Source organism: Skermanella pratensis (assembly GCF_008843145.1).
GTDB classification, from domain to species: Bacteria; Pseudomonadota; Alphaproteobacteria; order Azospirillales; family Azospirillaceae; genus Skermanella; species Skermanella pratensis.
In genome coordinates this window covers 5,199,479-5,226,005 of sequence record NZ_CP030265.1, presented here as the reverse complement: position 1 = coordinate 5,226,005, position 26,527 = coordinate 5,199,479, and the positions used below count along the sequence as shown (strand labels likewise).

The following is a 26,527-nucleotide window of genomic DNA, read 5'->3' as shown; positions in this document are numbered from 1 at the left end:
AGTGGATTAATTCCTTTTTTCCAGGAAGGAGGGTGCCGCCGTGGTAACGTCGCCGATCGTCCCGTAGCTGCCTCGGTTGACCAGCATGTCGCGCGCCAGCCGAAGCGCCCCGGTTTCGCAGGCCGCGCGCAGGTCCGGATCGGCGATGGTCTCCAGCTCCTCGATATGGGCCAGGCCCAGGATGCGACGGATCATCTTGGCGGCGGCGAAGCCCACCGAATCGGAGAACAGCCGCGCCATGTAGGCGGTCCGGACGCGTTCCAGCTCCGCCTGCCCGGCGGCGTCGGCGAACAGGCCGGCCGGATAGAGATCGCCGGTCGGTTGGTTCCGCCACAGCTCCAGGAAAGTCGCCTCGAAACGGGTCCAGACTTCCCGCACCTGGTCGAGGATCCAGGCCCGGTAACCGTCGCGCCGGTCGGAGTCGGTCTCGTGGCCGGCCTGGGCGAAGAAGGCCAGCAGCAGGTTGCCGATCACCGCCCCGACATCGAACCCCATGGGGCCGTAGAAGGCGAACTCCGGGTCGATCACCCGGGTGTCCGACTCGGTCACCATGATCGACCCGGTGTGCAGGTCGCCGTGGATCATCGCCTCGGCACAGGTCAGGAACTTTCCTTTCAGCTCCGAGACGGCGGCCTTGGCGGCCGTGTCGGCGCGGAATTCGGCGGCGATCCCGTCGAGCTGGGGGGAAGTCCAGCGGTTCAGCTCGGCGACCCGGTAGGGATCGGTGAAGATCAGGTCCTCGGTGATCCGGCACAGGGCGGTATTGCCGCAGAACACCGCCATCCGCCGCTTCTTCTCGGCGGCGGGCAGCGCCAGGTCGGAGGTGCCGAACAGCGTATGGGCCATGAAATGGGCGACGTCGCCGGCGAAGCGCGGGTAGCGGATGCCCGCCGCCAGGCCCTTCCGCATGATGACGTGCGGCCGTAGCAGCTCCATCACGGTCAGGGCCATTTCGTGATCGTAATGAAACAGTCCGGGCGTCTGCGCCGGCGCCGCGGCGCGCTGCGCCACCAGCGCCTCGTGCTCGAAGAAGGCGCGGCTCAGCGGCAGCGGCCAGCTCTCGCCGACCAGCCGGACATAGGGCAGGGCCTGCTTGACCGCGACCCCGCCGTCCGGGCCGGTGACGATGAACACCAGGTTCAGGTTGCCGTCGCCGACCTCGCGGACCCGCCAGTCCGCGGGGCCGCCGCCCAGGCGGGCAGTCACGGCGTCGATCCCCGCCAGGTATCGGGGCAGGCCGGCATCGTCCAGGGCGCGGTATCCGGGCGGGGTCTCCAGGGGGCGATTGGTCGGGGTGTCGGTGTCCAGCGTCACGGGGCCATCTCCTATCCGGCTTTTCTTGTTTTCGGGAAGAGTTTCCGGCGTCCGGTCAAGCTTGGCAACCGCAACCCGGCTTCGCGCTATGAGTGGTTGATGAATCCCCCGGTTTGGTCTTGCCTGCCTTGGAATTGATAAGCGAAGGAGCGTTGGCGATGCGGTTCTCTCCCCTGGTCGATCGGATTTCCGGCAAGGGCTCGGACGCCTGGAGCATCCACTGGCGCGCCCGCGAGCTGGCCCGGCAGGGGCGGGACGTCATCATGCTGACCGTCGGCGACCCCGACATGCCCCCGCCGGCCCGGGTGATCGACGCGGCGGTCGAGTCGCTGAAGGCGGGACGCACGACCTACTCGCCGATCGTGGGTTATCCCGAGGTCCGCGCCGCGATCGCCGTCCGCCATCAGGAGCGTACCGGGACGCCGACCGTGGCCGACGACGTGGTGGTCGTGCCCGGCGCCCAGGCCGGACTCTATTGCGCGATGCAGTGCTTGGCCGGGCCGGGCGACGAGGTGATCGTGCCGGAGCCGATGTACGCGACCTACGAGGCGGTCGCCGGTGCCGCGGGGGCGGCGATCGTCAACGTGGCGCTGCGTCCGGAGCGGGGCTTCCATCTCGACGCGGAAGACCTGGAGCGCGCCGTGACGCCGCGCACGCGGGTGCTGTGGCTCAACAGCCCGCACAACCCGACCGGCGCCGTGATGACCCGCGCCGAGGTCGAGGCCGCGGCCGATTTCTGCCGGCGCCACGACCTGTGGCTGCTGTCGGACGAGGTCTATGCCGACCTGGCCTATGCGGGACCCCATGTCAGCCCGCGCAGCCTTCCGGACATGGCGGAGCGCACCGTGGTGGTCTCCAGCCTGTCCAAGTCGCACGCGGTGCCGGGCTTCCGGTTCGGCTGGATCATCGGGCCGGCGGCGCTGGCCGGCCACCTGACGCGGCTGGTGCTGTGCATGCTCTACGGCGGGCCGCCCTTCATCCAGGACGGCGCGCTGGCGGCGCTCACGGCGGACTGCCCGGAGGTGGGCGAAATGGCCGCGGCGTACCGGCGCCGCGCCGGCATCATGGTTTCCCTGTTGGAAAACGTCCCCGGCCTGCGCGCGTCCCTGCCGGAGGGCGGCATGTTCGTCCTGCTGGACGTGCGTGGCACCGGCCGCACCTCCGACGCCTTCGCCCAGGGCCTGCTGGAGCGGCAGGGAGTGGCGGTCCTGCCGTGCGACGGCTTCGGCCCCAGCGCCGCCGGGCATCTTCGGATTTCGCTGGCCGCTCCCGACGGGCGGATCGAGGAAGCTGCCCGGCGCATCGCGGAGCATGCGGCCTCGGCCTGAAACCCTTGGCCGGGGCGGCGATGCTTCGCCCTGGAATTTTTTTTCTCCGGAGGTCGATTTTACCCTTTTGCGCGGAGGGGTTTCAGTGTATCAGATCGCTCCGCGCTAGCACGTGCCCCTGGCCCCCACGGTTCTTCCAAGTGGGGTTATGCAACGACGAACGTGTAACCCCCGACCGTCCCTTAAGCAAGGCGGCGTCTTGGAGGATACGATGTTTCATGTTGTTGTCGGTGGGCCGCACGCCCATCCGCCTCATATCACGCATCTCGGTCGATTGTGTGCAGACCCCACCGGGTCTGAGGGTTCAGTCTGCGCATCGGCGCCGACAGCGGCCTGACCGTACTCCACACACCCATCACATCACTCCTTTCTGGTTCTCGGGAGACTGAGATGAACGAGAAGATTGCTCGTTTTTTCGCGGAGCAGCAGCCTGCAACTCCGTGCCTGGTGGTCGACCTCGATATCGTGGACGAGAATTTCAGGTCGCTGACCGCCGCACTGCCCGACGCGAAGATCTACTACGCGGTCAAGGCGAACCCGGCGCCGGAGATCCTGTCGCTGCTGGTCGAGCGCGGCTCGTCCTTCGACACCGCGAGCGTGCCCGAGATCGAGATGGTGCTGGCCGCCGGCGCCACGGCGGAGCGGATTTCCTACGGCAACACGATCAAGAAGCAGCGCGACATCGCCAAGGCCTACGAGCTGGGCGTCCGCCTGTTCGCCTTCGACAGCATCGGCGAGCTGGACAAGATCGCGGAGTCGGCTCCCGGCAGCCGGGTATTCTGCCGCATCCTGACTTCGGGCGAGGGTGCCGAATGGCCGCTGTCGCGCAAGTTCGGTTGCGACCCCGCCATGGCGCGGGCACTTCTGATCGCCGCCGCGGGCAAGGGGCTGGTGCCCTACGGCGTGTCGTTCCACGTCGGCAGCCAGCAGAAGGACCCGACCCAGTGGGACACCGCGCTGCGCACCGTGGCCGAGATGTTCCATGACCTGGAAGCGCTCGGCATCACGCTCAGCATGGTCAATCTCGGCGGCGGTTTCGCGACCCGCTACCGCAGCGACGTGCCCGAGTCGGAGGCCTACGGCAACGCCATCCTGGACTCGCTCCGACGACATTTCGGCAACCGCATCCCCGAGACCATCGTCGAGCCGGGCCGCAGCATGGTCGGCAATGCCGGCGTGATCGAAAGCGAAGTCGTCCTGATCTCGACCAAGTCGGCCAACGACAACCGCCGCTGGGTCTACCTGGACATCGGCAAGTTCGGCGGCCTGGCCGAGACGATGGACGAGGCGATCCAGTACCCGATCGTCACGACCCGGTCCGGCGCCACCGACTCCGTGATCCTGGCCGGCCCGACCTGCGACAGCGCCGACGTGCTGTACGAGAGGGCCGACTACCAGCTCCCGCTCGACCTGGCGATCGGCGACCGCATCCGGATCCACGCGGCCGGCGCCTATACGACCACCTACGCCTCGGTCAACTTCAACGGCTTCGCGCCGCTGGCCCAGTACTACATCTGAAGGCTGTTCCGTTACGCCAGCAGGTCGTGGAACTCCGGGTGGCGCCGGATCCACGCCGCGGCGTAGCTGCAGATCGGCACGACCTTCATCCCCTCGCTCCGCGCGGTTTCCATGACGCCGCGCATCAGCCTCCCGGCCGCCCCCGTTCCCCGCAGGGACGGGGGCGCTTCCACATAGGGAATCTGCAGGGTGGAGCCGACCCGGCGGTAATTGGCGAAGACGGTCCTGCCGTCCACGTCCAGTTCGTACCGGCTCCTGGCCGGGTTGTCGGTCACCTGTTCCGTCATAACGTTCCTCTCATTCCAGCGCGCTCACCTGCTCCAGGTTTTCCAGCAGGGCGGCATTGAACTCCTCCGGCGCCTGGACCTGCGGCGAGTGGCCGAGATCCGGGAAGGTCACCAGCCGCGCGTCGCGGATACGCTCCGCGGCCCGGCGCCCCAGATCGGCATAGCGGCCCAGGCGGGCGGCGACGTCGGGCTCCGCGCGGTTCTTGCCGATCGCGGTGGTGTCGCGCTCGCCGATCATCAACAGGGTCGGCACCCGGATGTTCTGAAGCTCGTGCACCACGGGCTGCATGAACACCATGTCGGAGGTCAGCGCCTGGTTCCAGGCGACCAGGTCGCGGCCATCGCCCTGGTACATGCCGGCCAGCATCTCCACCCAGCGGTCATATCCGGGCCTCCAGTCGCCGGCATAGTAGGTGGTCCGCTGGTATTCCTTGATGCTGCCGAAATCGGTCTTCAGCTCCGACTGGTAGAGCTGGTCCACGGTGACCACCGGCACGCCTTCCGCCTTCCAGTCCTCCAGCCCGATCGGGTTGACCAGCACCAAGCCCGATGTGCGGTCCGGGTACATCAGGGCATAGCGCATGGCCAGCATGCCGCCCATGGAATGCCCCATGACGATGGGGCGACGGACGCCGGCCTGCTCCAGCAAGGCATGGGTATTGGCGGCGAGCTGATGGAAGCCGTACTGGTAGGCCCGCGGCTTGGTCGACTTGCAGAATCCCACCTGGTCGGGAACGACGACCCGGTAGCCCGCGAGGGTCAGCGGCTTGATCACGCTTTCCCACGTGGCGCCGCAGAAATTCTTGCCGTGGAGCAGGACGACCGTCCCGCCGTTCCCGGCATTGACCGGCGGGACGTCCATGTAGGCCATGGACAGCGGCTGGCCCTGCGAGGTGAACTCGAACCGCTTCACCTCGTAGGGATAGTCGAAGTCCGCCAGCATCGGATCGGCCGAGGCGGACCGTACCGGCGCCAGCGGCCCCCGGTCAGGATCATGCCCAAGGCCAGTGCAGTCAGTACCGTCCGCTTCATCGTCCCGCCTCAATCCGATCGCTGTGTAATCTCAGGAGCCCGACCCGGCCGAGCCCCCGACGAACGCCTCGCGCAGCCGGCCGGCGACATAGGCCTGGGCCTCCTTCGCCTTTTCCACGACCGGCGCCGCGCCGAAGAACTCGTGGGTAACGCCCTCGTAGCCGTTGGACGCCACCTCGACCCCGGCATTGCGCAGCCGTTGGGCCAGCAGCTCGCCTTCCGACCGCAGCGGATCGATCTCCGCCGTCACGATCGTGGTTGGCGGCAGCCCGGCAAGGTCCGGCGCATCGACGACATTGATCAGCGGATTGTTGCCGTCGCGCGGACTGCGCAGGTACTTGTCGAAGAACCAGCCCATCATGGCTTCGTTCAACGGTTTCGCGTTCGCCTGCTCCCGGTACGACTCCGTCTCCATGTCGTTGCCCGCGACCGGATAGATCAGGACTTGGTGAACCGGAGGCTGTAGGCCCTGTTCCCGGGCCATCCGGGACACGCCGATCGCCATGTTGCCGCCGGCGCTCTCGCCCGCCACGGCGATACGGTCCGGATCGCCGCCGAACTGGCGGGCGTTCACCTGGGTCCAGCGATAGGCCGCCAGGGCGTCCTCGTGGGCGGTCGGGAACTTCGATTCCGGCGCCTTGCGGTATTCGGCCGAGACGACGATAGCGCCGGCCTGGGTGGCGAGCGCCCGGGCCGAGGCGTCGTAGGCGTCCAGGTCGGCGATCACCCAACCGCCGCCATGGTAATAGACGATGACGGGCAGGGGGCTCCGGGCCGAACCGGGAACATAGATCCGCGCCGGCTGGGCGCCGCCCGGTCCCGGTATGGAGACGTCGCGCACGGACGCCACGGTCTCCGGGGCGGCGCTGCGGCCTTCGTCCCCCAGGACCTTCGCGACCGCGTCGGCCATGGTCGGCTGTCGCCGAGCCTCCTCGGCGGACAGGGTCTCGATCGGCTTCGGACCCAGCGCCTGGAACGCCAGAAGAACCGACCGCATGTCGGCGTCGGCCGCGGCCAGGGTCGGGGCGCCCTGGGCCGCGGCGGCCGGGTCGTTCGACACGGCGGTGCCGGCGTTGGAGAGCTGCTGGCAGGCGCCCAGCGCCAGGACCGCCGCGGCGCCCAGCAGCAGCGGGCTCTTGGACCTGTTCTTCATGGGTTTCAAACCTGTTTCACCTTGGGTTCGCGCTCCCAGAAGCGCAGCTTCCGGCAGTTCTGGACGAAGTCCTCGGCATCCGATGCGCCCTTCAGCTCCGTGAAGCCGCCGTCCATGTCGGCGGCGACGCAGGCCTTCTCCAGCAGCGGCATCGCCTCCTTGTTGTAGGCGATGAACTTCGCGTGGGCGAAGGCGTCGGTCACGAAGTCGCGGGCGGTCGCCTCCTTCGACAGCAGCTTGGCGCCGTCGTCCGACAGCAGGACCGCGACCGCGTCATAGACGACCGAGGGAGCGCCGTTGATCTTCTCGTCGCCTTCGATGAAGGTGCCGTCGCTGGCCTTCACGCCGCCCACCATCGGGGCCACGAACTCAAGCATGGCGCCTTCGGCGGTGATAGCCTCCTTCAGCGCCTTGACCAGGGCGATGTCGACGCCGTCGCTGACCAGCACGCCGACCTTGCGGCCCTTGAAGCTCTCCGGACCGTTCAGCAGGATGCTGAGCGCCGGGGACGGCGGCAGGTCCCGGGTCGGCCGGGCGGCGTCAGCCGCTTTGGGCATTTCCTCCAGCCGCAGGCCGAAGGCCACCTTTTCCGCCAGTCCCTTGTCCACGTTCAGAAGGTGCGAGACCATGCGGGCGCGGATCGCGGGGGTCTTGACCTTGCTCAACTCGAAGGTGAAGGCGTCTGCGATGTGGGTCTGCTCGACCGGGGTCTGGCTCAGGTAGAACTGCCGGGCCTGGCTGTAGTGATCGGCGAAGCTCTCGGCGCGGATGCGCAGCTTGGCGCCTTGTTCCTCGGCCGGGAAGGACCTGAAGCCGATGTCCGGGGCCTCGCGCGGGCCGCCAGCGGCGCCGCCCCAGGAGTTGGGTTCGTAGTTGGCGCGGCCCTTGGGGTTGACCATCGCCATGTGCCCGTCCTGCTGGAAATGGTGGACCGGCCGCTTGGGCGCATTGATCGGCAGATAGGTGAAGTTGGGACCGCCCAGCCGCTTCAGCTGCGTGTCCAGGTACGAGAAGTTGCGGCCCTGAAGCAGCGGATCATTGGTGAAATCGATGCCCGGGACGATGTTCTGGGTGCAGAACGCGACCTGCTCCGTCTCGGCGAAGAAGTTGTCGACGCAGCGGTCGAGCACGAGGCGCCCGACGCGGCGGATCGGCAGGATCTCCTCGGGGATGATCTTGGTGGCGTCCAGCACGTCGAAGTCGAACTTCTCGGCGAAATCCTGGTCGAAGACCTGAAGGCCCAGTTCCCACTCGGGGAAGTCGCCGGCCTGGATCGCGTTCCACAGGTCGCGGCGGTGGAAATCGGGGTCGGCGCCGTTGATCTTCAGCGCCTCGTTCCAGACCACCGACTGCATGCCCAGCTTGGGCTTCCAGTGGAACTTGACGAAGGTCGACTTGCCCTCGGCGTCGACCAGCCGGAAAGTGTGGACGCCGAAGCCTTCCATGAAGCGGAACGAGCGCGGGATGGTCCGGTCGGACATGATCCACAACGCCATGTTGACCGCTTCAGGCGACAGGGAGATGAAGTCCCAGAAATTGTCGTGCGCGGTCTGGGCCTGCGGGAAGCCGCGGTCGGGCTCCTGCTTGGCGGCGTGGATCAGGTCGGGGAACTTGATGGCGTCCTGGATGAAGAACACCGGGATGTTGTTGCCCACCAGGTCCCAGTTGCCCTCCTGAGTGTAGAACTTGACGGCGAATCCCCGCACGTCCCGCGCCAGGTCGGCCGAGCCCTTGTTGCCGGCAACGGTGGAGAAGCGCACGAAGGCCGGGGTCTTCTCGCCTGTGCGCTGGAACAGGTCGGCGCGGGTCAGGTCGGACAGGGATTCATAGGTTTCGAAATAGCCGTGGGCGCCGAAGCCGCGGGCATGGACGACGCGCTCGGGGATCCGCTCGTGGTCGAAGTGGAAGATCTTTTCCCGGAAGTGGAAGTCCTCCAGCGCCGTGGGGCCACGATAGCCGACCTTGAGGGAGTTCTGGTCGTCGGCGACGGGAACGCCCTGCTGGGTGGTCAGCACCGGCACGTCGCCGCCGGCGACCTGATGGGTTTCGCCGCCCTCTCCCCGGATGACTTCCTGGTCGGCAAAGCGCGCGGTCTCGCGGCTGCTGGTAAGCCTGTTGTCCGGCATCGTGGTTGCTTCCTGTCTTCGAGTGCGTCTTGGTAGGGTCGGAGGCGCCTGCCGGCTCACGGACGATCCTTGTCCGGGCGGAGGAAGGCGATCTGAGGGATCACAAGGCAGAAACCCCGGCAGGCTTGGAAGGTTTCCGGGAAAAGAGCCGTGCCGCTCGCCCGCCTGGGACAAGAACGCGACACTTATGAATTGTTAACCCCGTCGAAAGTACCGTGAAGACGCAGCGGCCTGCGTTCCGCTGCGGCTCCCGGTGTTGAATTCGAGGGAGAGGCGTCTTGAGCTTCAAGTTTATCGCTGTCGCCTATGGCATGCTCGGCGCCACGGCGGCGACCGGTTACTATGTGCAGGGCGGCGGTGGCGGCATGGGAGCCGGAGGTGCCGGGCGCGCCGCCAACCCGCCCAAGGTGGAGCGGGTCGCGAAGCTGGAGGTCCCGCCGATGCCGGAACGCCCGGCTCAGGCCCCTGTCGAGGCTCCCGTTCCGGCACCGGTCGCGGCCCCCGGGCCTGACACGCCGCCGCAGCCCGAGGCTCCGGCGTCGGCCGCTGCCTCGGTGATGCCGCTGACCGCACCGCCGACTCCCCCGCCGCCGCCGGCCACCGCGCCCGCTTCCGCGTCGGCCCCCACGTCGGATGGCGGTTTCTCCCGTGGATACATGCAGATCACCTCCGACATGGTTGTCAATCCCTGGACCGGTGCCTGGCTGACCAGCGACGACCGGTCCATGGGATACATCACCGGTCCCGTGACGGCTCAGCCCGCACCTGCGCCCGCGCCGGTCATGGTCGCCGAGGCGCCGGAGCCTTCGCCGGAGCCGGCCCCCCCGTCACCTCCTCCCGCGGCGGTTCCCGAAGCGGTGCCGCCGGCCGCCGTGCCGGTCGTCCGGGCCGCCGTGATCGACCGGACAGCCGAGCCGGCGCCGGCGGTTTCTCAGGCGGAGACGCCGCGTCCCGGCGGATTCATGGCTCATCTCGCGTCCTACCGGGATCAGCAGCACGCCATGGCCGGATGGAAGACGCTGAAGAAGTCGTACCGCGACCTTTTGATCAACCGGGCGCCGATCATGGTCAAGGCGGACATTCCGGGGCAGGGAACCTTCGTGCGATTGATGACCGACGGGTTCACCCAACTGACCGAGGTGTCGGAATTCTGCAGCGGTCTGAAGGCATCGGGCCAGTACTGCAACCCGATGAAGGGCAAGTAAGCTTGGTTCACGCAATGAGCGGCATCATCGGCTCCCGCATCCTGGTAAATCTCTCCCTGGCGGCCCTTCTGGCCGGCTGCGGCACCACCCAGTCCACGTCGCCCCTGGCGATGGAGGTCGGAGCGTCGGCCGCGTGCGTCGGCGAGGTCGAGGGCCGGCCCGCTTTCGCGCCGCTGCGGGCCAAGAGCCCGCCCCTGGGAGAAATGTCGCCGGCCAACCTGGGCGACACGGCCAAGCCCACCCCGGAGGAGCAGGAACTGGCCCGCGGCTACCTCTCGGCCATAGCCGCCTGCACCCCCCGGACCGAGGCGATCCTGAACCCGCGCGACCAAGCGGCCGGGCGGGCGATCCTGACCACCTGGCACGAGCAGGAGCAGCTCTACGCCGCCCTGGCGTCCGGCCGGCTGACCTGGGGCCAGTTCAACCGCATGACCGAGGCGCTGGGCCGGCGGATGGACCGCCAGCTCCGCACCGCCATGGTCGCCGCCTCGACGACCCCCTAGGGCTTCGGGTCAGGCGTCTCGGGTCAGGCGCTTCGGGTCAGGCGCCGCCGACCCCCTCGATGATCTTGCCCGTGCCCGAGCAGGTCGGGCAGGACTTGTCGTTCAGCCGGCCGCTGCCCTTGCAATCGGGGCAGATGTTCTCGCCGGTGCCGGGAGTGCCGGGAGGGGCGTCGTCGCCGGGTGCCATCGGTTCTGTTGCCATGGTCGTTCTCCTGTCGGTTTACGCCAGGGACAACAGCCAAGGGTGCCGATTCGTCACCAGGATTTGACCAGGCCGCCGTCGACCAGGGTGACCGAGCCGGTCACGTAGCTCGCCCGCGCGCTGACCAGGAAGGTCGCGACCGACGCGAACTCCTCCACCGTGCCGTAGCGGCCGACCGGGATCTGGGCCTTCGCCGCCGATCTGACCGCCTCGATGTCCTTGCCCTGCTTGTCCGACGCCGCCTGGTCGAGCTGGTCGACCCGCTCGGTGTGGATGCGGCCGGGTAGGATCGTGTTCACCGTGACGCCATCGGGGGCGACTTCCAGCGACAGGGTCTTGCCCCAGTTGACCAGGGACACGCGGAGCGTGTTGGAGATGCCCAGGTTGGGGATCGGCTGGATCACGCCCGACGAGGCGATGGTCAGGATGCGGCCCCACTTGCGCTCCCGCATGCCGGGCAGCACCCGGCCGGCGGTCTCGATCAGGGTCACGACCATGGTCTCGAAATGCCGGGTCCAGTCCGACGCGCCCACCGCGGAGATGTTGCCCGGCGGCGGCCCGCCCGAATTGTTGACCAGGATGTCGACGGCGCCGGGGCCGCCCTCCACCCCGTCCATCAGCTGGTCGACCGCGCCGGGGCCGTTCATGTCCACCGCGACGAAGCGGGCGGCGCCGGCGCCGCGCGCGGTGATCGTCTCCGCCGCCTGGGCCAGCCGTTCCCCGTTGCGGCCGACCAGGGTCACGTGGGCGCCTTCGGCGGCCAGCATCTCGGCTATGCCGTGGCCCAGGCCCTTGCTCGATCCCAGCACCAGGGCGCGCTTGCCCGAAAGCCCGAGGTCCATTGGATTTCCTCCCGTTGCGTTGTCGGACGCAACGTTAACCGGCTGACCGGGAAGGGCAAGCGCGCAGTGTCAGTTGGTCGCCGCAATCTGTTCCGGAGGCGGAACGATACCGTAGATGTCCGGCAGGACGACGACCCGGTCGTTGCGCAGCACGGCCGGCCAATAGACGAACCGGACGGGCATCGGCTCGGCCAGCCGCAGCCACCGGGTTTCCCCCGCATTCACCAGGGAGGTGATCCGCTCCGGCGTGAACCCGGCGGACCGCAGCAGGTCGTCGGCGAGCCCTTCCGGGTCGGCCAGCCGGACGCAGCCGGAGCTGACTGCCCGCCGGTCCCGGTTGAAGACGCGCGGCGCGTTGGTGCCGTGGAGGTAGATGTGGTCGCCGTTGGTCAGGTTGAACCGGAAGCGGCCCAGGGCACTGTGGTCGCCGGCCGACTGGACGATCCGGACGCGCCAGGACGACACGCCGGTCCAGTCGACCGCCGCGGGATCGACCGGTTCGCCGTCGAGCCAGACGGTCGCATGGTCGATGCCGGGCGAGCCGGTCCGGCGGAGGCTGGGCAGCTTGTCCTGCTTGAGGACGGTCGGCGGCACGGTCCAGGTCGGGTTGACCACCACATGGGTGATCGTGTCGGTCAGCAGCGGCGTCGGCCGGGACGGACTGCCGACCACCGTGTCCATGGTCAGCACCGTTTCGCCGTCGCGCACCAGCGTCAGGTCCTGCGCCGGCAGGTTGACCAGCACCACTGTGGCGGGTGCGGAGGCGCTGAACTCGGCGATCCGCGACAGGGTCTCGCGGATCGACGCGACCTCCTCCGCCGGCGTCAGGTTGAGGGCGGCCAGGGTGGCGCCGCCGACCTTGCCGTCGGGATTGAGTCCGCGCTCGGCCTGAAACGTTTCAACTGAAACCTTAACCAGCTCGTCGAAGACATCGCGCTCCGACCCCGGCTCCAGGTAGCCCAGCTCGACCAGCCGGCGGGTCAGGTCGAACACCCGGCTGTCTATCATGCCGGGCTTGAGCACCGGCCCGCGGGCGATCCGCGTCGCCGGGGCCGCGTCGGGCATTCCTTCCTCCAGCGTGACCAGGCGGGTTTCCAGCGCCGCCACCCAGCGCGCCATCTCCTGGTCGAACCCGCCGGCCCGCGCCGGCGCGGGCATGGCGGCGGCCAGGGCGACCACGAACAGCGCCACCAGGGCGGGGAGGAGGGCGAGGCGGGGGTCATGGCAATACTCGAATCAGCACATCACGGAATGTAGCGCACTATGGCGTACCGACCATGGCAACGGCGTGATCCATGTCACGCCTTCGGAGGGGAGACCGATCCCTCCTTCGGAGATCACATCCGGGTTGTATCCCGGTCGGATATGCTGCAATAGGTGCCGCGCGCGTCCTGTGGAGTCCTCCGATGAAGCTTAACCACGTCCTGTCCGTCGACCAGTTCGACAAGGCGCTGATCGAAGAGCTGTTCTACCACGCCAACTGGATCAGCAAGGCGAAGGGGCACAGCATCAGCCATCTGCGCGGCAAGCTGTTGGCGAACCTGTTCTACGAGGCCTCGACCCGGACCTCGTCCAGCTTCTTCGCCGCCATGAGCCGGCTGGGCGGGCGCGTGCTGCCGATCAACGACGTCACCTTCTCCAGCGTGTCCAAGGGCGAGATCCTGGAGGACACGATCCGGACGCTGGCCTGCTATACCGACATCATCGTGCTGCGCCACCCCGAGAAGGGAGCCGCCGCCCGTGCCGCCGCCGTGTCGCCGGTGCCGATCGTCAATGCCGGCGACGGCGTGGGCGAGCACCCGACCCAGGCGCTGCTCGACCTGTTCACCATCCTGGCCGAACAGGGCCGGATCGACGGGCTGAGCGTGACCATGATGGGCGACCTGAAGCATGGCCGCACCGTCCACAGCCTGTCGCGGCTGCTGCGCATGTACGACGTGACGATCAACTATGTCTCGCCGCCCGAGCTGCGCATGCCGGCCGACCTGGTCCGCCCGGCCGACCGGGAGGTCGTCGAACTGGACGAGGTGCTGGCCGGGACCGACGTGCTCTACGTGACCCGCGTCCAGAAGGAGCGGTTCGAGTCCACCGGCGACTATGACTATGGCCTGACCGAGGACCACATGGCGCGGGCCAAGCCGACCATGTCGGTGATGCACCCGCTGCCGCGCGTCAACGAGATCCCGCTGTCGCTCGACGCCGACCCGCGCGCGGCCTATTTCCGCCAGATGCAGAACGGGCTGTATGTCCGCATGGCCCTGCTGATGTACCTGCTGGGCTGACACCGGCCCCGGCGGACTCGCTCCGTTCCCCCCGGCCTGCCGATCCACTCGCCGCGATGCGTTGGACCACGGGCCCAACCTAAGGTTTGACGCGGAGCGGCGGTGATGCGGGCCGTCGATCGTAGGTTGGGTCCGTGGGCCAACCTACGGGACTCAATGGAGCGTGCGGCTCATCGCGAGGAGTGGCTGGCCGAGGCCGTTGGACACCGGCAGGTCGAACCGGTGAAGCACCTCGTTCACGACGGCCGGATCGGGCCTCCAGCGGAACTCGCGGTCGAGCCGGCCGCGCGCCCGGTGGGCGAACACCACCAGCGATTTCTGGTCGAGCGGCGGCGCCACCTGCGAGCGCTGGTCGGCGCAGCTTTCGACCATCAGGCGGATCATCAGGTCGCGCTTGGAGACGTCGACGAACCCGTCATCGTCGAAATAGACCTTGGTGAAGGCGACATCGGACACCACCGGCGTCAGATGCGGCGATTCGACCACCACGACCGAGACCATCTCGACGCAACGGCCGGCCAGCCCGGCGATCGGGGCGATCCGGTCGTCGGCACGGTCGAAATCCCGGCGGGACAATTCGACAAGGTCGCCCGTCGCTTGCCGGATCAGATATCGGCGCCCCACCATCATGGCAGTCTCCCACCCCCACAACCACCCGCATCGGCACAGCAGAACCGTTTCAGGATACAGGAACCGGACGCTCCCGCGAAGATGATTCCCCCTGAAAATCAGGGCGGGAATATGACCGTGCGCCGGGCTCCCCGGTCCCGGAGGATGGTCGGTCGGGGACCGGCTGGGCCGGTTGGACGACACCCTTGGCCAGCAGCAGGCACCCGTTCACCCGGGTCTCGCCGGTGACGACGACGGCGAAGGCGGCCCGCGCCCGGTCGTAGAAACCGAAGCGTTCGATCTGGCCGATGGTCCAGCGCGGACCTTCGAAACGCTCGACGATGTCCGCGAACTGGCGGCAGATCTCCGACTCCTCGATCTCGCCGATCGTCAGGTCGACCATGCGGGTGTAAGGCGTGTCCAGCATGTCGTCCAGCGGCATGACCGACAGGATCGCCTCCAGCGCCCGCGGCGCATCCACCCCGTCCAGCCGGACCACCCGCGCGCCCAGCGACACGGCAGGGAAGTTCTTGTCGACCAGGGCCAGCTCGTCGCCGTGGCCCATGGCGGCCAGGACATAGAGCAGGTCGGCGTGGAGCAGCGGGTCTAGGCCCTTCAGCATGGTCGCTCCGGTCTCCGGCAAGGGTGGGCGCGGCCGGTCGGGACGGCCGCATGCCAATAAACCGCCGGAACGGGACGGAGGTTGCACGGCCAGTCTCGTGTTCCTTTGCGACCCCTGGCGGCGGAGGTGGCGCCGTTCGGCATCCGGGTCAACGCGGTGGCTCCGGGCTTGACCCTGCTTCGCAGCCGGCATCCTGGCCGGAAAGCGCCCGGTCGAGCGCCTGCCAGACCCGGGCTTTCAGGCGGGCATGGATGATCCGCTCCGGGGCCATGGCGATCGGTTCGCCCGCCACCCGCTCGTAGCGCGTGCCGCCGGCCTGCTCCTCCAGCCACCGCCGGAAACTTTCGCGGGTCATGTATCGGCGGTTCGGCTGTTCCATCACCCGGCTTCCTTTCGGCCTGTCCGCTTGCGGGACGGGGGACTGGATTTCCCTCGCGGAGCCACCATAGCACGTTCGGCGGACGCGGCGCGCCAGCCGCAGTGAGCCGTGAAGGGGCTGTGATACACCCTTGGTCCAATGTCTTTGCACAGAGGTTTTGATGAGTTCGATGGAGCGGAGTGCCGTAGGTCGGCCTTCGCCCGTCAGGGCGAACGCCGACACCCTGCATCAATGTTTCGGCCATGCTGTCGGCGTCGGCCTTCGGCCGAGGCCGACCTACGGCTGATCGATCAAGACTACTGTGCCGGGCGACTCGTGTTCCAGCCGAGCTTGCGCTTCATCGCGGCGTCGCGGCCATGTCCTTGGCGTGGAGTTGCAGGTAGGCCTGGAGCAGGCGGATCTCCTCGTCGTCGAGCTTGGTCAGGCGCCTCATGGCGTTGATGTTGCCGATCCACTCGTTCGCGGTGTAGGCGGTCGGCGGGTGGGCCGCGTGGCAGAGCGTGCAGTTCGCGTCGTAGACGCGGGCAGCCTGTGTCCACAGGGACGCGGGCGCGGGAACGTAGCCGTCGGCCCGCGTCCAGACGGCGAGGCGTACCTGCGTCCAGTCCTGGCCAGTGTCCGGGTCGGTCACGGTGCGCAGCGCCTCGGTACCAGTGGCAGCGGCATCACCGAGCTTGGCGAGCGTGATGCGCTTGCCGGGCTCCGCGTAGAGCGTTCCTGCCGCATCCCCGCGCCGCCATCCGACGACCTCGACCCGCACCAGTCCGTCGGCCGTTTCCAGCACCCGGACCGGCGTCGCGGCGGCGAGCTCGCCGTCTGCCGGCGCGCCCGTAGCCCGGCGCTCGACTCGAAACGGAAGGGTGGTCAGCGCATAGGCCTTTTGGCCCGGCTTCAGCGCCAGCGCCGCCGCTTCGGCCGAAAGTTCCGTGAAAGCACGCCGGTGGCCCGCGGTCACGTCGGGAAAGCTATGGGCAATGCCCTTGTGGCAATCGATGCAGGTCTTGGCGGTCTTGGCCGCGTTGCCCATGGCCGCCTCGCCCATGGCTTTGGCGGCCTTGGCGGATTGCCGGTGCGGGTCCATCGCCTCGAAGGAGTGGCAGTTGCGGCATTCGCGGCTGTCGGACGCCCGCATCCGGTCCCATTCGTGGCGGGCCAGCTCGTGGCGCTTGGCCTCGAACTTCTCCCGGGTGTCGATCGAGCCCGCCAGCCAATGGTAGATCTCGTTGGTGGCCGCCAGCTTCCGGGCCACCTTGTGCATCCAGTCGCGCGGCACGTGGCAATCGGCGCATACCGCGCGGACGCCCGAGCCGTTCCGGTAGTGGATGGTCTGCGTGTATTCGGCATACACGGTGTCGCGCATCTCGTGGCACGAAATGCAGAACTCCATGCTGTTGGTGGCCTCCATCACGGTGTTGAAGCCACCCCAGCCGATAATGCCGGCGACGATGCCTCCGACCGCCGCGACGACGATCCCCGTGGCGCCAAAGCGCTGCCAATCCATGCCGAACGTCCGTTGTGAATGCTCCCGGGAATGCCTCCGGGAAGAACCGGGCCGGGCGGCGGCGCTACCGCCCGGCCCTTCGTCTCAAACCCTTCATCCGCCCCTGCGGTCAGTTGAACGGCTCGGGCCGCGGGGTCTTGTCCGTCGAGGGAGGCAGGATCGGCAGCTTGAAGTCCGGCTGATCACCCGTCAGGGTCTTCAGGAACGCCACGATCTTGGCGTTCTCAGCCTCGGTGAACTTCCGGCCGAGCTGGATGCGGCCCATGGTGTCCACCGCCTGGGTGAGCGTTGCGGCCTCGCCGTCGTGGAAATACGGGTAGGTCAGCTCGACGTTGCGCAGGGTCGGGACCTTGAAGTTGAAGCGGTCCGCCTCCTCCTTGGTCACGGCGACCCGGCCCTCGGCCGGGCTCGTCGACTGGTAGGGCTCTACCACGCCCATCTTCTGGAAGGTGTTGCCGCCGGCCGCCGAACCGTTGTGGCAGGCGGTGCAGCCCGAGTCCGTGAACAGTTCGTAGCCTTCCAGCTCGGCGTTGGTCAGCGCCGTCTTGTCGCCCTTCAGCCACTTGTCGAAGCGCGAGTTCGGGGTGACGAGGGTTTCCTCGAAGGTGGCGATTGCCTTGGTGACCTCGGCGATGGTCACCGTCTCGGTGCCGAACACGGCCTTGAACTCGGCGACATAGGCCGGGATCGATTGAAGGACGGAGATGGCCAGCGCGTGGGAGGAAGCCATTTCACCGGGGTTGGCGATCGGGCCGCCGGCCTGATCCTGCAAGGTCAGCGCGCGGCCGTCCCAGAACTGCGCCACGTTCAGGCTGGAGTTCAGCACCGTCGGCGCGTTGATCGGCCCCTGTTGCCAGTTGTGGCCGATCGAGGTCTTGAGGTTGTCCGTGCCGCCCATGGACAGGTTGTGGCACGAGTTGCACGAAATGAAACCGGACTTGGACAGGCGGGGGTCGAAGAAGAGCTTTTTGCCGAGTTCGACCATGGCGGGAGACGTGATCTTCGCCGGCTCGATCGGCTGGATCGGTTCGGAGGCGCCCGCCGGTGCGGCGCCCACGGCCGGCGCCAGGATAATGGCGGCGACCAACGAGAACGCGACATGCTTCGACATTTTATTTCTCCCAAACAAAAGATTATTGTACTTGGGGCAAAAGGCCGGGCAGGCATGAGGCGTGCTGGGGTTGGTTGTGATCGGCGCTGGCGCCATCTTTCCTGATGTGTCCGCCCCTGAGAAACTTTCACTTTCCGGCCTGTCGCGCGGCGACCTTGAAGCCCTGACCGAACGCCTGCTGGCAGAGAATGCCGCGCTTAAGCAGGCGATTGCGGACTTGCGAGCGGAGATCGCCGCACTCAAGGGCGTGAAGGGTCGGCCGGCGATCCGTCCGAGCGGCATGGAGCGGAAGACCGAGCCTAAGCCGGAGGGCACCGACAGTCGGCGCGGGAGGAAGCGCCGTAAGACCGAGCGGCTGGTCATCCACGAGGACCGGATCATCAAGGCTGACGTGCCGACCGGCTCGCGCTTCAAAAGTTACGAGGACTTCGTCGTCCAGGATCTCGAGCTGCGCCCGCATGTCGTTCGCATCCGCCGTGAACGCTGGAAAACGCCGGACGGCAGGACGGTGACAGCGCCGATGCCGGCCGGGATCACCGGCCACTTTGGGCCGGAACTGCGCCGTTTCGTGCTGCTGCAATATCATCAGGGCCAGGTAACGATGCCGCGGCTGGTCACCCAGCTCCGGGCATTTGGCATCGACATTTCCAAGCGTCAGGTGGTCCGCCTGTTGAACGCGGGCAACGGCGCCTTTCTGGACGAAGCCCGCGCGGTGCTGCGGGCCGGACTGGAAACCGCCGCCTGGATCAGCGTCGATGACACAGGTGCGCGGCACAAACACCGGAACGGCTTCTGCACCCAGATCGGCAACGACAACTTTGCCGCCTTCGCCACCACAGGCTCCAAGAGCCGGCTGAATTTCCTGACGGTGCTGCGCGCCGGATACGGCGACTACGTGATCAACGCCGAGGCGCTGGACTACATGCGTCGGCGCGCGCTGGCGGGATCGGTGGTCGCCCGGCTGGAGGCCGATCCCGAGCATCGGTTCGCCGACGAGGAGGCGTGGATCCGGCATCTGGAGCGGCTCGGGATCACGACGCTGGCTGTGACGCCCGATCCGGTGCTGGTCGCCACCGAAGGAGCGGTGTGGGGCGCGATCAAGGCCCATGGCCTGTTGCCCGACACCGTGGTCCTGTCCGACGACGCGGGGCAGTTCGCCGTCGGGCGCCATGCCCTGTGCTGGGTCCACGCCGAGCGGCTGATCCATAAGCTCGACACCTTCACCGACAAGCACCTCCAGGCCCAGCAACGCCTGCGCAGCCTGGTCTGGTGGTTCTACGCCGATCTCAAGGCTTATCGTCGCGATCCCGACAAAAGACGGCGCGGACAGCTACGGGCACGCTTTGACCGGATCTTCCGACGGCGCACCGGGTTCGCGACGCTCGACCGGTTATTGGAGCGGCTGCGGTCGAACAAGGATGAACTGCTGGTCGTGCTCGACCGCCCCGAGGTGCCGCTCAATACCAACGGCTCGGAGCGCGACCTGCGCCCACAGGTGATCAAGCGCAAGATCTCCGGCGGTACCCGCTCCGATCAGGGACGCGAGTGCCGGGACGCCTTCGCCGGCCTGCTGCTGTCCTGCACGAAGCTCGGCGTCTCCTTCTGGAACTATCTCGGCCATCGCGTTGGCGTTCCCGGAGCCGATGCCCCGTACTTGCCCAACCTCATTAGGATGCGCTCAGCAACAGCCTGAACGCCCGGCCTTTTGCTCCAGGTACAGATTATTCCGCTAACCCATTGATACAAAAGACATAATGAGATTTAATGAGATGGCTGTCGCTCAGTCTGAATGTCGCGCGTCAGGACGCCGCAGGCTCATCTTGGCAGACCTGGGATGGCATGAAGGTGGAGCTGGTCCTGATCCTTCCCTGTACCGAGGCTGCTCTTGCTTCTTCGGAGCCGCCTGGGCTCATCGGATCAACTCAAGGATGAAGTGCCAAATGGGGTCAGAGTATTTTACCGGGGCTTCTCTTGCTGTTTCGGAGCGATTCGCAAACCGGAAAACGACTCTGACCCCGTTTCCCCGAACCGGAAAACGACTCTGACCCCGTTTTTCCTCCGTTTTCCCGGTTTTTCCTCAGCCACCGTTGATCAGGAAGAAGACGTTCAGCCACCCCATGAAGGTGTCCCCGAAGATCGATCCGGTATGTATAACAGGTGTAGCGGTTGTTAAGGTGCTCTGGATCTTGGTCGCGTCGGCGGATACATCCGGGGTGATCGATTCGGGTGTGCCGGCTTGGACAGGAAGGATATCGGACCCATGGGAGTGACGCTGACAGGCTTCGAGGCCGGGGAGGGCGCGCCGTTTGTGGTGCTGCACGGGCTGTTCGGCTCGGCCCGGAACTGGAACACGGTGGCGAAGCGGCTGGGCGCCGGGCATCGGGTCCACGCGCTCGACATGCGCAACCACGGCGGCTCGCCCTGGTCGGACGACATGAGCTACGCCGACATGGCCGACGACGTGGGCGGCTACATAGAGGAAAAGACCGGGGGCAAGGGGCTCGGGCCGGTTTCGCTGCTCGGCCACAGCATGGGCGGCAAGGCCGCCATGGTGCTGGCGCTGACCCGGCCCGACCTGGTGGACAAGCTGGTCGTCGCCGATATCGCGCCGGTCAGCTACCGGCACACGCTGATGCCCTATGTGGAGGCGATGCGGGCGGTCGACCTGTCGGGAGTCACCCGGCGGGGGGAGGTCGATGCGCAGCTGGCGTCGTCCATCCCGGAGGCGCCGATCCGAAGCTTCCTGTTGCAGAACCTGGTGGCCGAGAACGGCGCGTTCTCCTGGCGGATCAACCTGAAGGCGCTGGGCGACCGGATGGACGAACTGACGGCCTTCCCGACCGGTGACCTTGCCGGGCACAGCTTCGACAAGCCGACGCTGTTCCTGCACGGGGAACGGTCGGACTATGTCCGGCCGTCCCACCATGAGGAGATCCGGAGGCTGTTCCCGAACGCCCGGATCGAAGGAATCGCCGATGCGGGGCACTGGCTGCATGCGGAGCAGCCCGACCGCTTCGTCGACAGCGTCCTGGCCTTTCTGGACGGCTGAGCGGGGGCGGAGTCGCCGTAGGTCGGCCTCGGCCGAAGGCCGACGCCGACATCATGGCCGGAGCGTCGTTGCGCGGTGTCGGCGTTCGCCCTGGCGGGCGAAGGCCGACCTACGGAACTCCGCGCCGTCGGGCTTGTCGGAGCCGGCGGACGGGATCAGACGTAGAAGTAGTCGATCCCTTCGACCAGGCCGACCTTGTCGATCACGCAGGTGCCGACCGTGCCCCAGTCGTGGTTGGTCAGCGTCATCGTCGTTTTTCCGGCATGTTCGCTGATGGACACCGACGTCTTGAGGGAGGCGTCCGCGTCGATGAAGAGGCGGTCGCCTCCTGCGACGCCGGCGCCGTTGAACCCGGTGATGGTGTGGGAGCCCGGGTCGAAGAAGTTCAGGTGGAAGCTGTCGGCGTCGTCGGCGTTCGAGTAGACCCTGTCGTTGCCTCCGCCGCCGATATGGAAGACGTCGTCTCCCGCTCCGCCCCGCATGGTGTCGGACCCGTAGTTGCTGCGGAACGTGTCGTCGCCCGAGGTGCCGGTGATGTCGATGCCCGTGCTTTCGTGGAAGCCGCCGGCGAAGCTGAGGCCGCCGGCGCCGCTCACCGTGATCTTCTCGATGCCCTTGAAGTTGCCGACGGTGATGCTGGACTCGTCCCACTGCGAGTCGGGCTTGGTGAACAGGATGCGGCCGGAGCCCTTTGCGTCGATATAGACGTAAGTCTGGGCCGGCGCCTCGACCGGTTGGGCCGCCGTTCCGGAGGTGTAGGTCGTCCGGTTGATCACGGCCAGGGTGTCGGTGCCGGCATCGCCGTTGAGCTGGCTGGCCGCCAGGGAGGTCCGGATCGTCGCGATGTTTCCCGCGCTCGGATCGTAGATGAGCCTGTCGTTTCCGGCGCCGCCATAGAGATGGGAGACGCCGGTGCCGCCATGGAGGGTGTCGTTGCCGTCCTCCCCATACAGAGTATCGTTCCCCGACTCCCCAAGTAACCTGTCGTCACCGGCCCCGCCCCAAATCTGATCGTCGCCGGAGCGGCCGTAAAGGCTGTCGTTCCCTCCCTGGCCGTACATGCTGTCGGCGCCGGTGGTTCCGTACAGTGTCTCGGAATTACTTGTGCCTTGGATGAGCGCCATTATCGTCGGTCCCCGGTTATCGAAAGGATAGTCTTTCATATCCGGGTGCGCAAATCTTCTGTAAGAAAGTATTAATACTTTTTCGGGTTCAGAGGGGCGCCGCCCGGCGAAGCGGCTGCCGGTCCGACGCCATGGCTTCGCCGTCCAGCTCGAAGAAGCTGATCAGGCTGGTCAGATCGCGGGCCTGGGACTCCAGCGACTCGGCGGCGGCGGAGCTTTCCTCGACCAGGGCCGCGTTCTGCTGGGCCATGGAGTCCATGGAGGTGATGGCGCCGTTGACCTCGTCCAGGCCCCTGGCCTGCTCGGCCGTCGCGCGGGAAATCCGGCCCATCAGGTCGGCGACCCGGCCGACCGACGCGGTGATGTCGGTCAGCGCCGTCCCGGCCGCCCGGACCAGCACGACGCCGTCATGGACCTCGGTGCCGCTGGCCTGGATCAGCCGCTTGATCTCCTTCGACGCGGCGGCGGAACGCTGGGCCAGGGTGCGGACCTCGCTCGCGACCACGGCGAAGCCGCGGCCCGCGTCGCCGGCCCGCGCCGCCTCGACCGCGGCGTTCAGCGCCAGCAGGTTGGTCTGGAAGGCGATCTCGTCGATCATGCTGACGATGTCGCCGATCCGGGCCGACGAGTCCTCGATCCGCCGCATCGCCGCGACGGCGTCCTCGGCGACCCCCGTGCCCCGCCCGGCGGCGCCGTGGGCGGCGACTGCCGCCTCTTCCACCCGGACCGATGTTTCGACGTTGGCGTGCACGGTCGCGGTCAGCCCGTCCATGGTGGAGGCGGTGCGGCGCAGGCTGGAGACCTGCTGCTCGGTCCGTTCCGCGAGGTCGCGGCTTCCGGCCGAGACCTGGCCCGCGGCCGACGCGATGGTCGAGGCCGCCGTCTCGATCCGGCCGACCACGTCGGACAGCGTATCGGCCGTGCTGTTGAAGTCGTTCTTGAGGCGCAGGAACACGCCGTCGTAGTCCGACCCGATGCGCCGGGTCAGGTCGCCCCGGGCGAGGTGGCCGAGCATCTCGGCCAATTCCTCCGACACGACGGCGATGGTGTCGGCCAGCCGGTTGATCCCCTCGCTGACGGTCAGGAAGAAGCCGGTCTTGCCCTCAAGCGCGATGCGGGCCGACAGGTCGCCGCGCACCGCGGTCGCCACCATGCCGCTGATCTCCGCCTCGATCCGGCGCTCATCGGTCCGGTCGCGCCACTCGACCACCGTGCCCAGCGGCTCGCCGTGGCGCCCCGCGACCGGGTGGGCGATCAGCAGGAAGGTGCGGCCGCCCAGCTCAAGGCCGGCCTCTCCGCCGGCCAGCAAGGCCGCGTGCAGGCCGGCCCCCGGCGCGGCGGAGGGGCTTCCGAAGCCGTCGATCGGCAGGCCGGCCAGCCGGCCCGGATCGAACCCGGGAACCGTCCGGCGGATCTCCCCGGCGCAGGCGCCGAACAGCGCCGCGACGGCCTGGTTGGCGTAGAACACCGTGCCGGCGCCGTCGACCATCATGATGCAGGAGCCGACATGGTCCAGGCCGCTGCCGGAGCGCACCGCCGCGACCGCGACCTCCTTCAGGGCGTCCAGGGTGCGGGCCATGTCGCCCAGCTCGTCGCGGGCCGCCGTGCCGGGCACGGTGACGTCCAGGTGGCCGTCGGACAGGTCGGCCATGGCCTTCCGGAGGTCCCGGATCGGCCGCACGATGCCGCGCACGATGCGCAGCGCCAGCACTACCGCCAGCGTGAAGATCACCGCCGCGATGGACGCGGTGATCGCCGCCTGCCGGCCGAAGATGGCGTCGACGTCGTCGATGTAGATGCCGGAGCCGATCACCCAGCCCCACGGCTGGTAGCCCTTGACGTAGGACAGCTTGGGCACCGGATCGGTGCCGCCCGGCTGCGGCCACAGGTAATCGACGAAGCCGGCGCCCCGCGCCTCCACCGTCCGGACGAACTCGACGAACAGGAGCTTGCCGGCCGGGTCCTTGCTGGTGGACAGGTCCTGGCCTTCCAGGTCCGGGCGGAACGGATGCATGACCATCCTCGGGGTCATGTCGTTGACCCAGAAATACTCCTTCCCGTCGTAGCGCAGCCGGCGCAGCGCCGCCTTGGCCCCGTCCCGGGCGGCGTCGAGGCCGATCTCGCCCCGCTCGGCCATGCTGCCGTAATGTTCGACGATGCCGTAGGCGATCTCGACCAGGTTCCGGGTCTTGTCCTGGCGGTCGCCGAGCAGCGTGAGCCGAAGTTCCCGAAGGCCGAAGCCGGCGATGGCGACGGCGCCGACCACCATGATGACAATCAGGACGGTCAGTCTTGCGCCGATCGACCTGCCGAAGGAAAAGGAAAGCGAGGCCATGGCCGATCACCGCGATCATATTGGATGACCCGAACTATCATGAAGTGTTCCTCGGGCCTAACAACGCTTTGTCGCAGTGCAGGAATTTCCTTCGCCCGTATCTTCCGGCCATGTCTTCCGGCCGTGTCTTCCGGCCGTGGCGTCCGGGGCAGGCCGGCCGTTCAGGCGACCGGTTCGATCACCCGGACCGCGGGCAGGGTCACCGTCGCGGTGGTGCCGACGCCGACCTTGCTTTCCAGCGCCAGCCTGCCGTCGTGCATCTCGACCAGGCGGCGGGCCAGGGGCAGCCCGAGCCCGGTGCCCTGGCTGATCCGGTTGTAGGCGTTGTCGATCTGGCCGAAGGGCTGCATCACCGTCGCAAGGTCGCGCTCGTCGATGCCGCAGCCTGTGTCGCTCACGCTCATGTCCAGGCAGCCGTCGGGCCGCATCCGGGTCGCGATCCGGACCGAGCCGCCCGGCCTGGTGTACTTGATCGCGTTGGAGACGAGGTTGAGCAGCACCTGCACCAGCCGGCGCTGCTCGCCCCGGACCAGCACCGCTTCGGGATCGACGCAGGCGTCCAGGGTCACGCCGCCGCGGGTCGCCTGGGTGCGCGACATGCGGATGCAGGTGGCGACGAGGGCGTTCAGGTCGACCGTCTCCTCGTCCAGCACCAGGCGGTCGGCCTCGATCTTGGACAGGTCCAGAACGTCGTTGATCAGGCTCAGCAGATGGTGGCCGCTGTCGTGGATGTCTTTGGCGTAGTCGAGGTAGGTCCGGTTGCCGACGGGACCCATGGTCTCCGTCCGGATCAGCTCGGCAAAGCCGATGATGGCGTTCAGCGGGGTCCGCAGCTCGTGGCTCATGTTGGCGAGGAAGCCGGACTTGGCCCGGTTCGCCGCCTCGGCTTGGGCCTTGGCGGCGGCCAGCTGGGCTTCCACCGCCTTGCGCTTGCTGATGTCGCGGGCGACGCTGACGATCTCGGCCGGGCCGTTCCACAGGGTGTCGGACGAGGTCGCCGGGACAAGCCGAAGCGTCACCTCGACCCAGACATGGCCGCCGTTCTTCCGCTTGGCCCGGCAGGTGAAGATCTGGCGCGGCGCCTGCGGCGTCAGCGACGCCATCACGGCCCTCACGGAGAGCAGGTCGTCGGGGTGGACCAGCGAGTCGATCGAGCTGCCGACCAGCTCCTCGGCGTCGAAGCCCAGGATCTCGCGGCAGGCGGGCGAGACGTAGAGGTGCCGACCCGCCTGGTCGGAGCGCGAGATGATGTCGGTGGCGTGGGCCGCGAGCAGGCGCAGCTTGTCCTCCTCGACCAGCCGGCGCAGTTCGATCAGCAGAAGCCCGCCCAGCACCACGATGCCGCCGGCGGTGGAGGCGGCGAGCGGCAGCGCCGCCAGGGTGAGATAGGTCCAGGCCGTCTCGGGCGAGGGAAGCATCAGGATCGGCGCCTGGCCGACCATCGCCACCAGCCCCGCGAGCAGGAGCAGGTCGCGGAACCGGGCGCGCCGGGCGCGCCGGGCGGCCAGCCACCAGACCGCGGTGCCGGCCAGAACGCTGACCAGGATGACGGCGCAGGCCGCCGCGGCGGTCGGACCGCCGAGCCAGGTCCGGTATGCTGCGGCGGCGGTCCCCGCGATCGCCGCCGCGACCGGCCCGCCGAGCATCCCGGACAGCGCCGTCATGACGATCCGGCCGTCCACGATCAGGCCCCCGCCGATGGTCACCGGGATCATCATGCACAGGACCGCGAAGGCGCCGAAAGCGCCCCCCAGGAACACCGGCCGCCACCGGCTGCGGTGCAGCCGGGAAGCATGGATAATCTGCGAGAAGACGAGCGCCAGCAGCGCGAACAGCCCGGTATGCTGCGCCAGCTGGATCAGGATGTCATGCGGGGAGGGGGTGGAGGCCAGCACGTGCTCGCTGCGGATGAGGCGGGATGCCCGGGGCGCCATCGTCGGGCAAGCATGCTTAACGTTAAGTTAACTTTGAAACCCAAGGTAATACGGGCAAAGTCGGCGGCGGA

Annotated in this window: 23 protein-coding genes; 7 read left to right on the top strand and 16 right to left on the bottom strand. The window is 67.8% G+C overall.

Translation table 11 applies throughout. The features are described from left to right. Positions 1 to 6: 6 nt before the first annotated feature. Positions 7 to 1,314: an S-methyl-5-thioribose kinase gene (gene mtnK / locus DPR14_RS24060; protein ID WP_246148548.1), complete on the bottom strand. Its 1,308-nt coding sequence runs from the start codon at positions 1,312 to 1,314 to the stop codon at positions 7 to 9. A gap of 158 nt (positions 1,315 to 1,472) precedes the next feature. Here mtnK and DPR14_RS24055 point away from each other — a divergent pair, with 158 nt between their 5' ends. Further along, entirely contained in the window at positions 1,473 to 2,642 is a 1,170-nt protein-coding gene (locus DPR14_RS24055) for a pyridoxal phosphate-dependent aminotransferase (RefSeq protein WP_158047404.1), read from the top strand. Between the two features lie 390 nt (positions 2,643 to 3,032). Beyond that, a complete protein-coding gene (locus tag DPR14_RS24050; protein ID WP_158047403.1) occupies positions 3,033 to 4,160 on the top strand; it encodes a type III PLP-dependent enzyme in 1,128 nt (375 codons plus the stop codon). Positions 4,161 to 4,171: 11 nt separating this feature from the next. Here DPR14_RS24050 and DPR14_RS24045 read toward each other — a convergent pair whose 3' ends face one another. The 4 genes from DPR14_RS24045 to katE all read right to left on the bottom strand — a co-directional run bounded on the left by DPR14_RS24045 (position 4,172) and on the right by katE (position 8,758). Next, entirely contained in the window at positions 4,172 to 4,447 is a 276-nt protein-coding gene (locus DPR14_RS24045; RefSeq protein ID WP_158047402.1) for a GNAT family N-acetyltransferase, read from the bottom strand. Positions 4,448 to 4,457: 10 nt separating this feature from the next. After that, complete coding sequence (locus DPR14_RS24040) at positions 4,458 to 5,390, bottom strand: alpha/beta fold hydrolase (protein WP_158047401.1); 933 nt, start codon at positions 5,388 to 5,390, stop codon at positions 4,458 to 4,460. Between the two features lie 120 nt (positions 5,391 to 5,510). Beyond that, positions 5,511 to 6,632: an alpha/beta hydrolase gene (locus DPR14_RS24035; RefSeq protein WP_158047400.1), complete on the bottom strand. Its 1,122-nt coding sequence runs from the start codon at positions 6,630 to 6,632 to the stop codon at positions 5,511 to 5,513. A gap of 5 nt (positions 6,633 to 6,637) precedes the next feature. Next, positions 6,638 to 8,758 (bottom strand): catalase, encoded by a 2,121-nt coding sequence (gene katE / locus DPR14_RS24030; RefSeq protein WP_158047399.1) that lies wholly within the window; start codon positions 8,756 to 8,758, stop codon positions 6,638 to 6,640. Between the two features lie 278 nt (positions 8,759 to 9,036). Between katE and DPR14_RS27580 the strand changes: the two genes are divergently transcribed. Then, positions 9,037 to 9,963 carry a hypothetical protein gene (locus tag DPR14_RS27580; protein ID WP_192499136.1) on the top strand — a complete coding sequence of 309 codons (927 nt, stop codon included), beginning with the start codon at positions 9,037 to 9,039 and terminating at the stop codon, positions 9,961 to 9,963. Positions 9,964 to 9,977: 14 nt separating this feature from the next. Further along, positions 9,978 to 10,466: a hypothetical protein gene (locus tag DPR14_RS24020; protein WP_158047398.1), complete on the top strand. Its 489-nt coding sequence runs from the start codon at positions 9,978 to 9,980 to the stop codon at positions 10,464 to 10,466. Between the two features lie 37 nt (positions 10,467 to 10,503). Here the strand turns inward: DPR14_RS24020 and DPR14_RS27575 are convergent, their stop codons facing one another. The 3 genes from DPR14_RS27575 to DPR14_RS24010 form a co-directional block, all read right to left on the bottom strand. Beyond that, positions 10,504 to 10,668, bottom strand: coding sequence for a hypothetical protein (locus tag DPR14_RS27575; protein ID WP_192499135.1), 165 nt, complete (start codon positions 10,666 to 10,668; stop codon positions 10,504 to 10,506). A gap of 53 nt (positions 10,669 to 10,721) precedes the next feature. After that, a complete protein-coding gene (locus DPR14_RS24015) occupies positions 10,722 to 11,510 on the bottom strand; it encodes an SDR family oxidoreductase (protein ID WP_158047397.1) in 789 nt (262 codons plus the stop codon). Positions 11,511 to 11,579: 69 nt separating this feature from the next. Then, positions 11,580 to 12,689 (bottom strand): L,D-transpeptidase family protein, encoded by a 1,110-nt coding sequence (locus tag DPR14_RS24010; RefSeq protein ID WP_158047396.1) that lies wholly within the window; start codon positions 12,687 to 12,689, stop codon positions 11,580 to 11,582. A 227-nt stretch (positions 12,690 to 12,916) separates the two neighbouring features. Between DPR14_RS24010 and pyrB the strand changes: the two genes are divergently transcribed. Beyond that, complete coding sequence (gene pyrB / locus DPR14_RS24005) at positions 12,917 to 13,792, top strand: aspartate carbamoyltransferase (protein WP_158047395.1); 876 nt, start codon at positions 12,917 to 12,919, stop codon at positions 13,790 to 13,792. Positions 13,793 to 13,945: 153 nt separating this feature from the next. Here pyrB and DPR14_RS24000 read toward each other — a convergent pair whose 3' ends face one another. The 5 genes from DPR14_RS24000 to DPR14_RS23980 form a co-directional block, all read right to left on the bottom strand. After that, positions 13,946 to 14,422, bottom strand: coding sequence for a hypothetical protein (locus tag DPR14_RS24000; protein WP_192499134.1), 477 nt, complete (start codon positions 14,420 to 14,422; stop codon positions 13,946 to 13,948). A gap of 49 nt (positions 14,423 to 14,471) precedes the next feature. After that, entirely contained in the window at positions 14,472 to 15,023 is a 552-nt protein-coding gene (locus DPR14_RS23995) for an RbsD/FucU family protein (protein WP_158047394.1), read from the bottom strand. Between the two features lie 148 nt (positions 15,024 to 15,171). Further along, a complete protein-coding gene (locus DPR14_RS23990) occupies positions 15,172 to 15,402 on the bottom strand; it encodes a Uma2 family endonuclease (protein WP_158047393.1) in 231 nt (76 codons plus the stop codon). A gap of 337 nt (positions 15,403 to 15,739) precedes the next feature. After that, positions 15,740 to 16,903 carry a NapC/NirT family cytochrome c gene (locus DPR14_RS23985; protein WP_158047392.1) on the bottom strand — a complete coding sequence of 388 codons (1,164 nt, stop codon included), beginning with the start codon at positions 16,901 to 16,903 and terminating at the stop codon, positions 15,740 to 15,742. 109 nt (positions 16,904 to 17,012) lie between these two features. Beyond that, positions 17,013 to 18,014 carry a cytochrome-c peroxidase gene (locus DPR14_RS23980; protein ID WP_158047391.1) on the bottom strand — a complete coding sequence of 334 codons (1,002 nt, stop codon included), beginning with the start codon at positions 18,012 to 18,014 and terminating at the stop codon, positions 17,013 to 17,015. A gap of 61 nt (positions 18,015 to 18,075) precedes the next feature. Here DPR14_RS23980 and DPR14_RS28950 point away from each other — a divergent pair, with 61 nt between their 5' ends. Continuing rightward, positions 18,076 to 19,707 (top strand): IS66 family transposase, encoded by a 1,632-nt coding sequence (locus DPR14_RS28950; RefSeq protein ID WP_343038671.1) that lies wholly within the window; start codon positions 18,076 to 18,078, stop codon positions 19,705 to 19,707. A 567-nt stretch (positions 19,708 to 20,274) separates the two neighbouring features. Beyond that, on the top strand, positions 20,275 to 21,063 hold the full coding sequence (locus tag DPR14_RS23970) for an alpha/beta fold hydrolase (RefSeq protein ID WP_158047390.1): 789 nt from the start codon (positions 20,275 to 20,277) through the stop codon (positions 21,061 to 21,063). A gap of 155 nt (positions 21,064 to 21,218) precedes the next feature. Here the strand turns inward: DPR14_RS23970 and DPR14_RS28775 are convergent, their stop codons facing one another. From DPR14_RS28775 to DPR14_RS23955, 3 genes are all read right to left on the bottom strand, one after another. Then, positions 21,219 to 22,187, bottom strand: coding sequence for a calcium-binding protein (locus DPR14_RS28775; protein ID WP_211103862.1), 969 nt, complete (start codon positions 22,185 to 22,187; stop codon positions 21,219 to 21,221). An 88-nt stretch (positions 22,188 to 22,275) separates the two neighbouring features. Next, positions 22,276 to 24,522, bottom strand: coding sequence for a methyl-accepting chemotaxis protein (locus tag DPR14_RS23960; protein WP_158047388.1), 2,247 nt, complete (start codon positions 24,520 to 24,522; stop codon positions 22,276 to 22,278). A gap of 161 nt (positions 24,523 to 24,683) precedes the next feature. Further along, positions 24,684 to 26,456, bottom strand: coding sequence for an ATP-binding protein (locus tag DPR14_RS23955; RefSeq protein ID WP_158047387.1), 1,773 nt, complete (start codon positions 26,454 to 26,456; stop codon positions 24,684 to 24,686). Between the last annotated feature and the right edge of the window lie 71 nt (positions 26,457 to 26,527).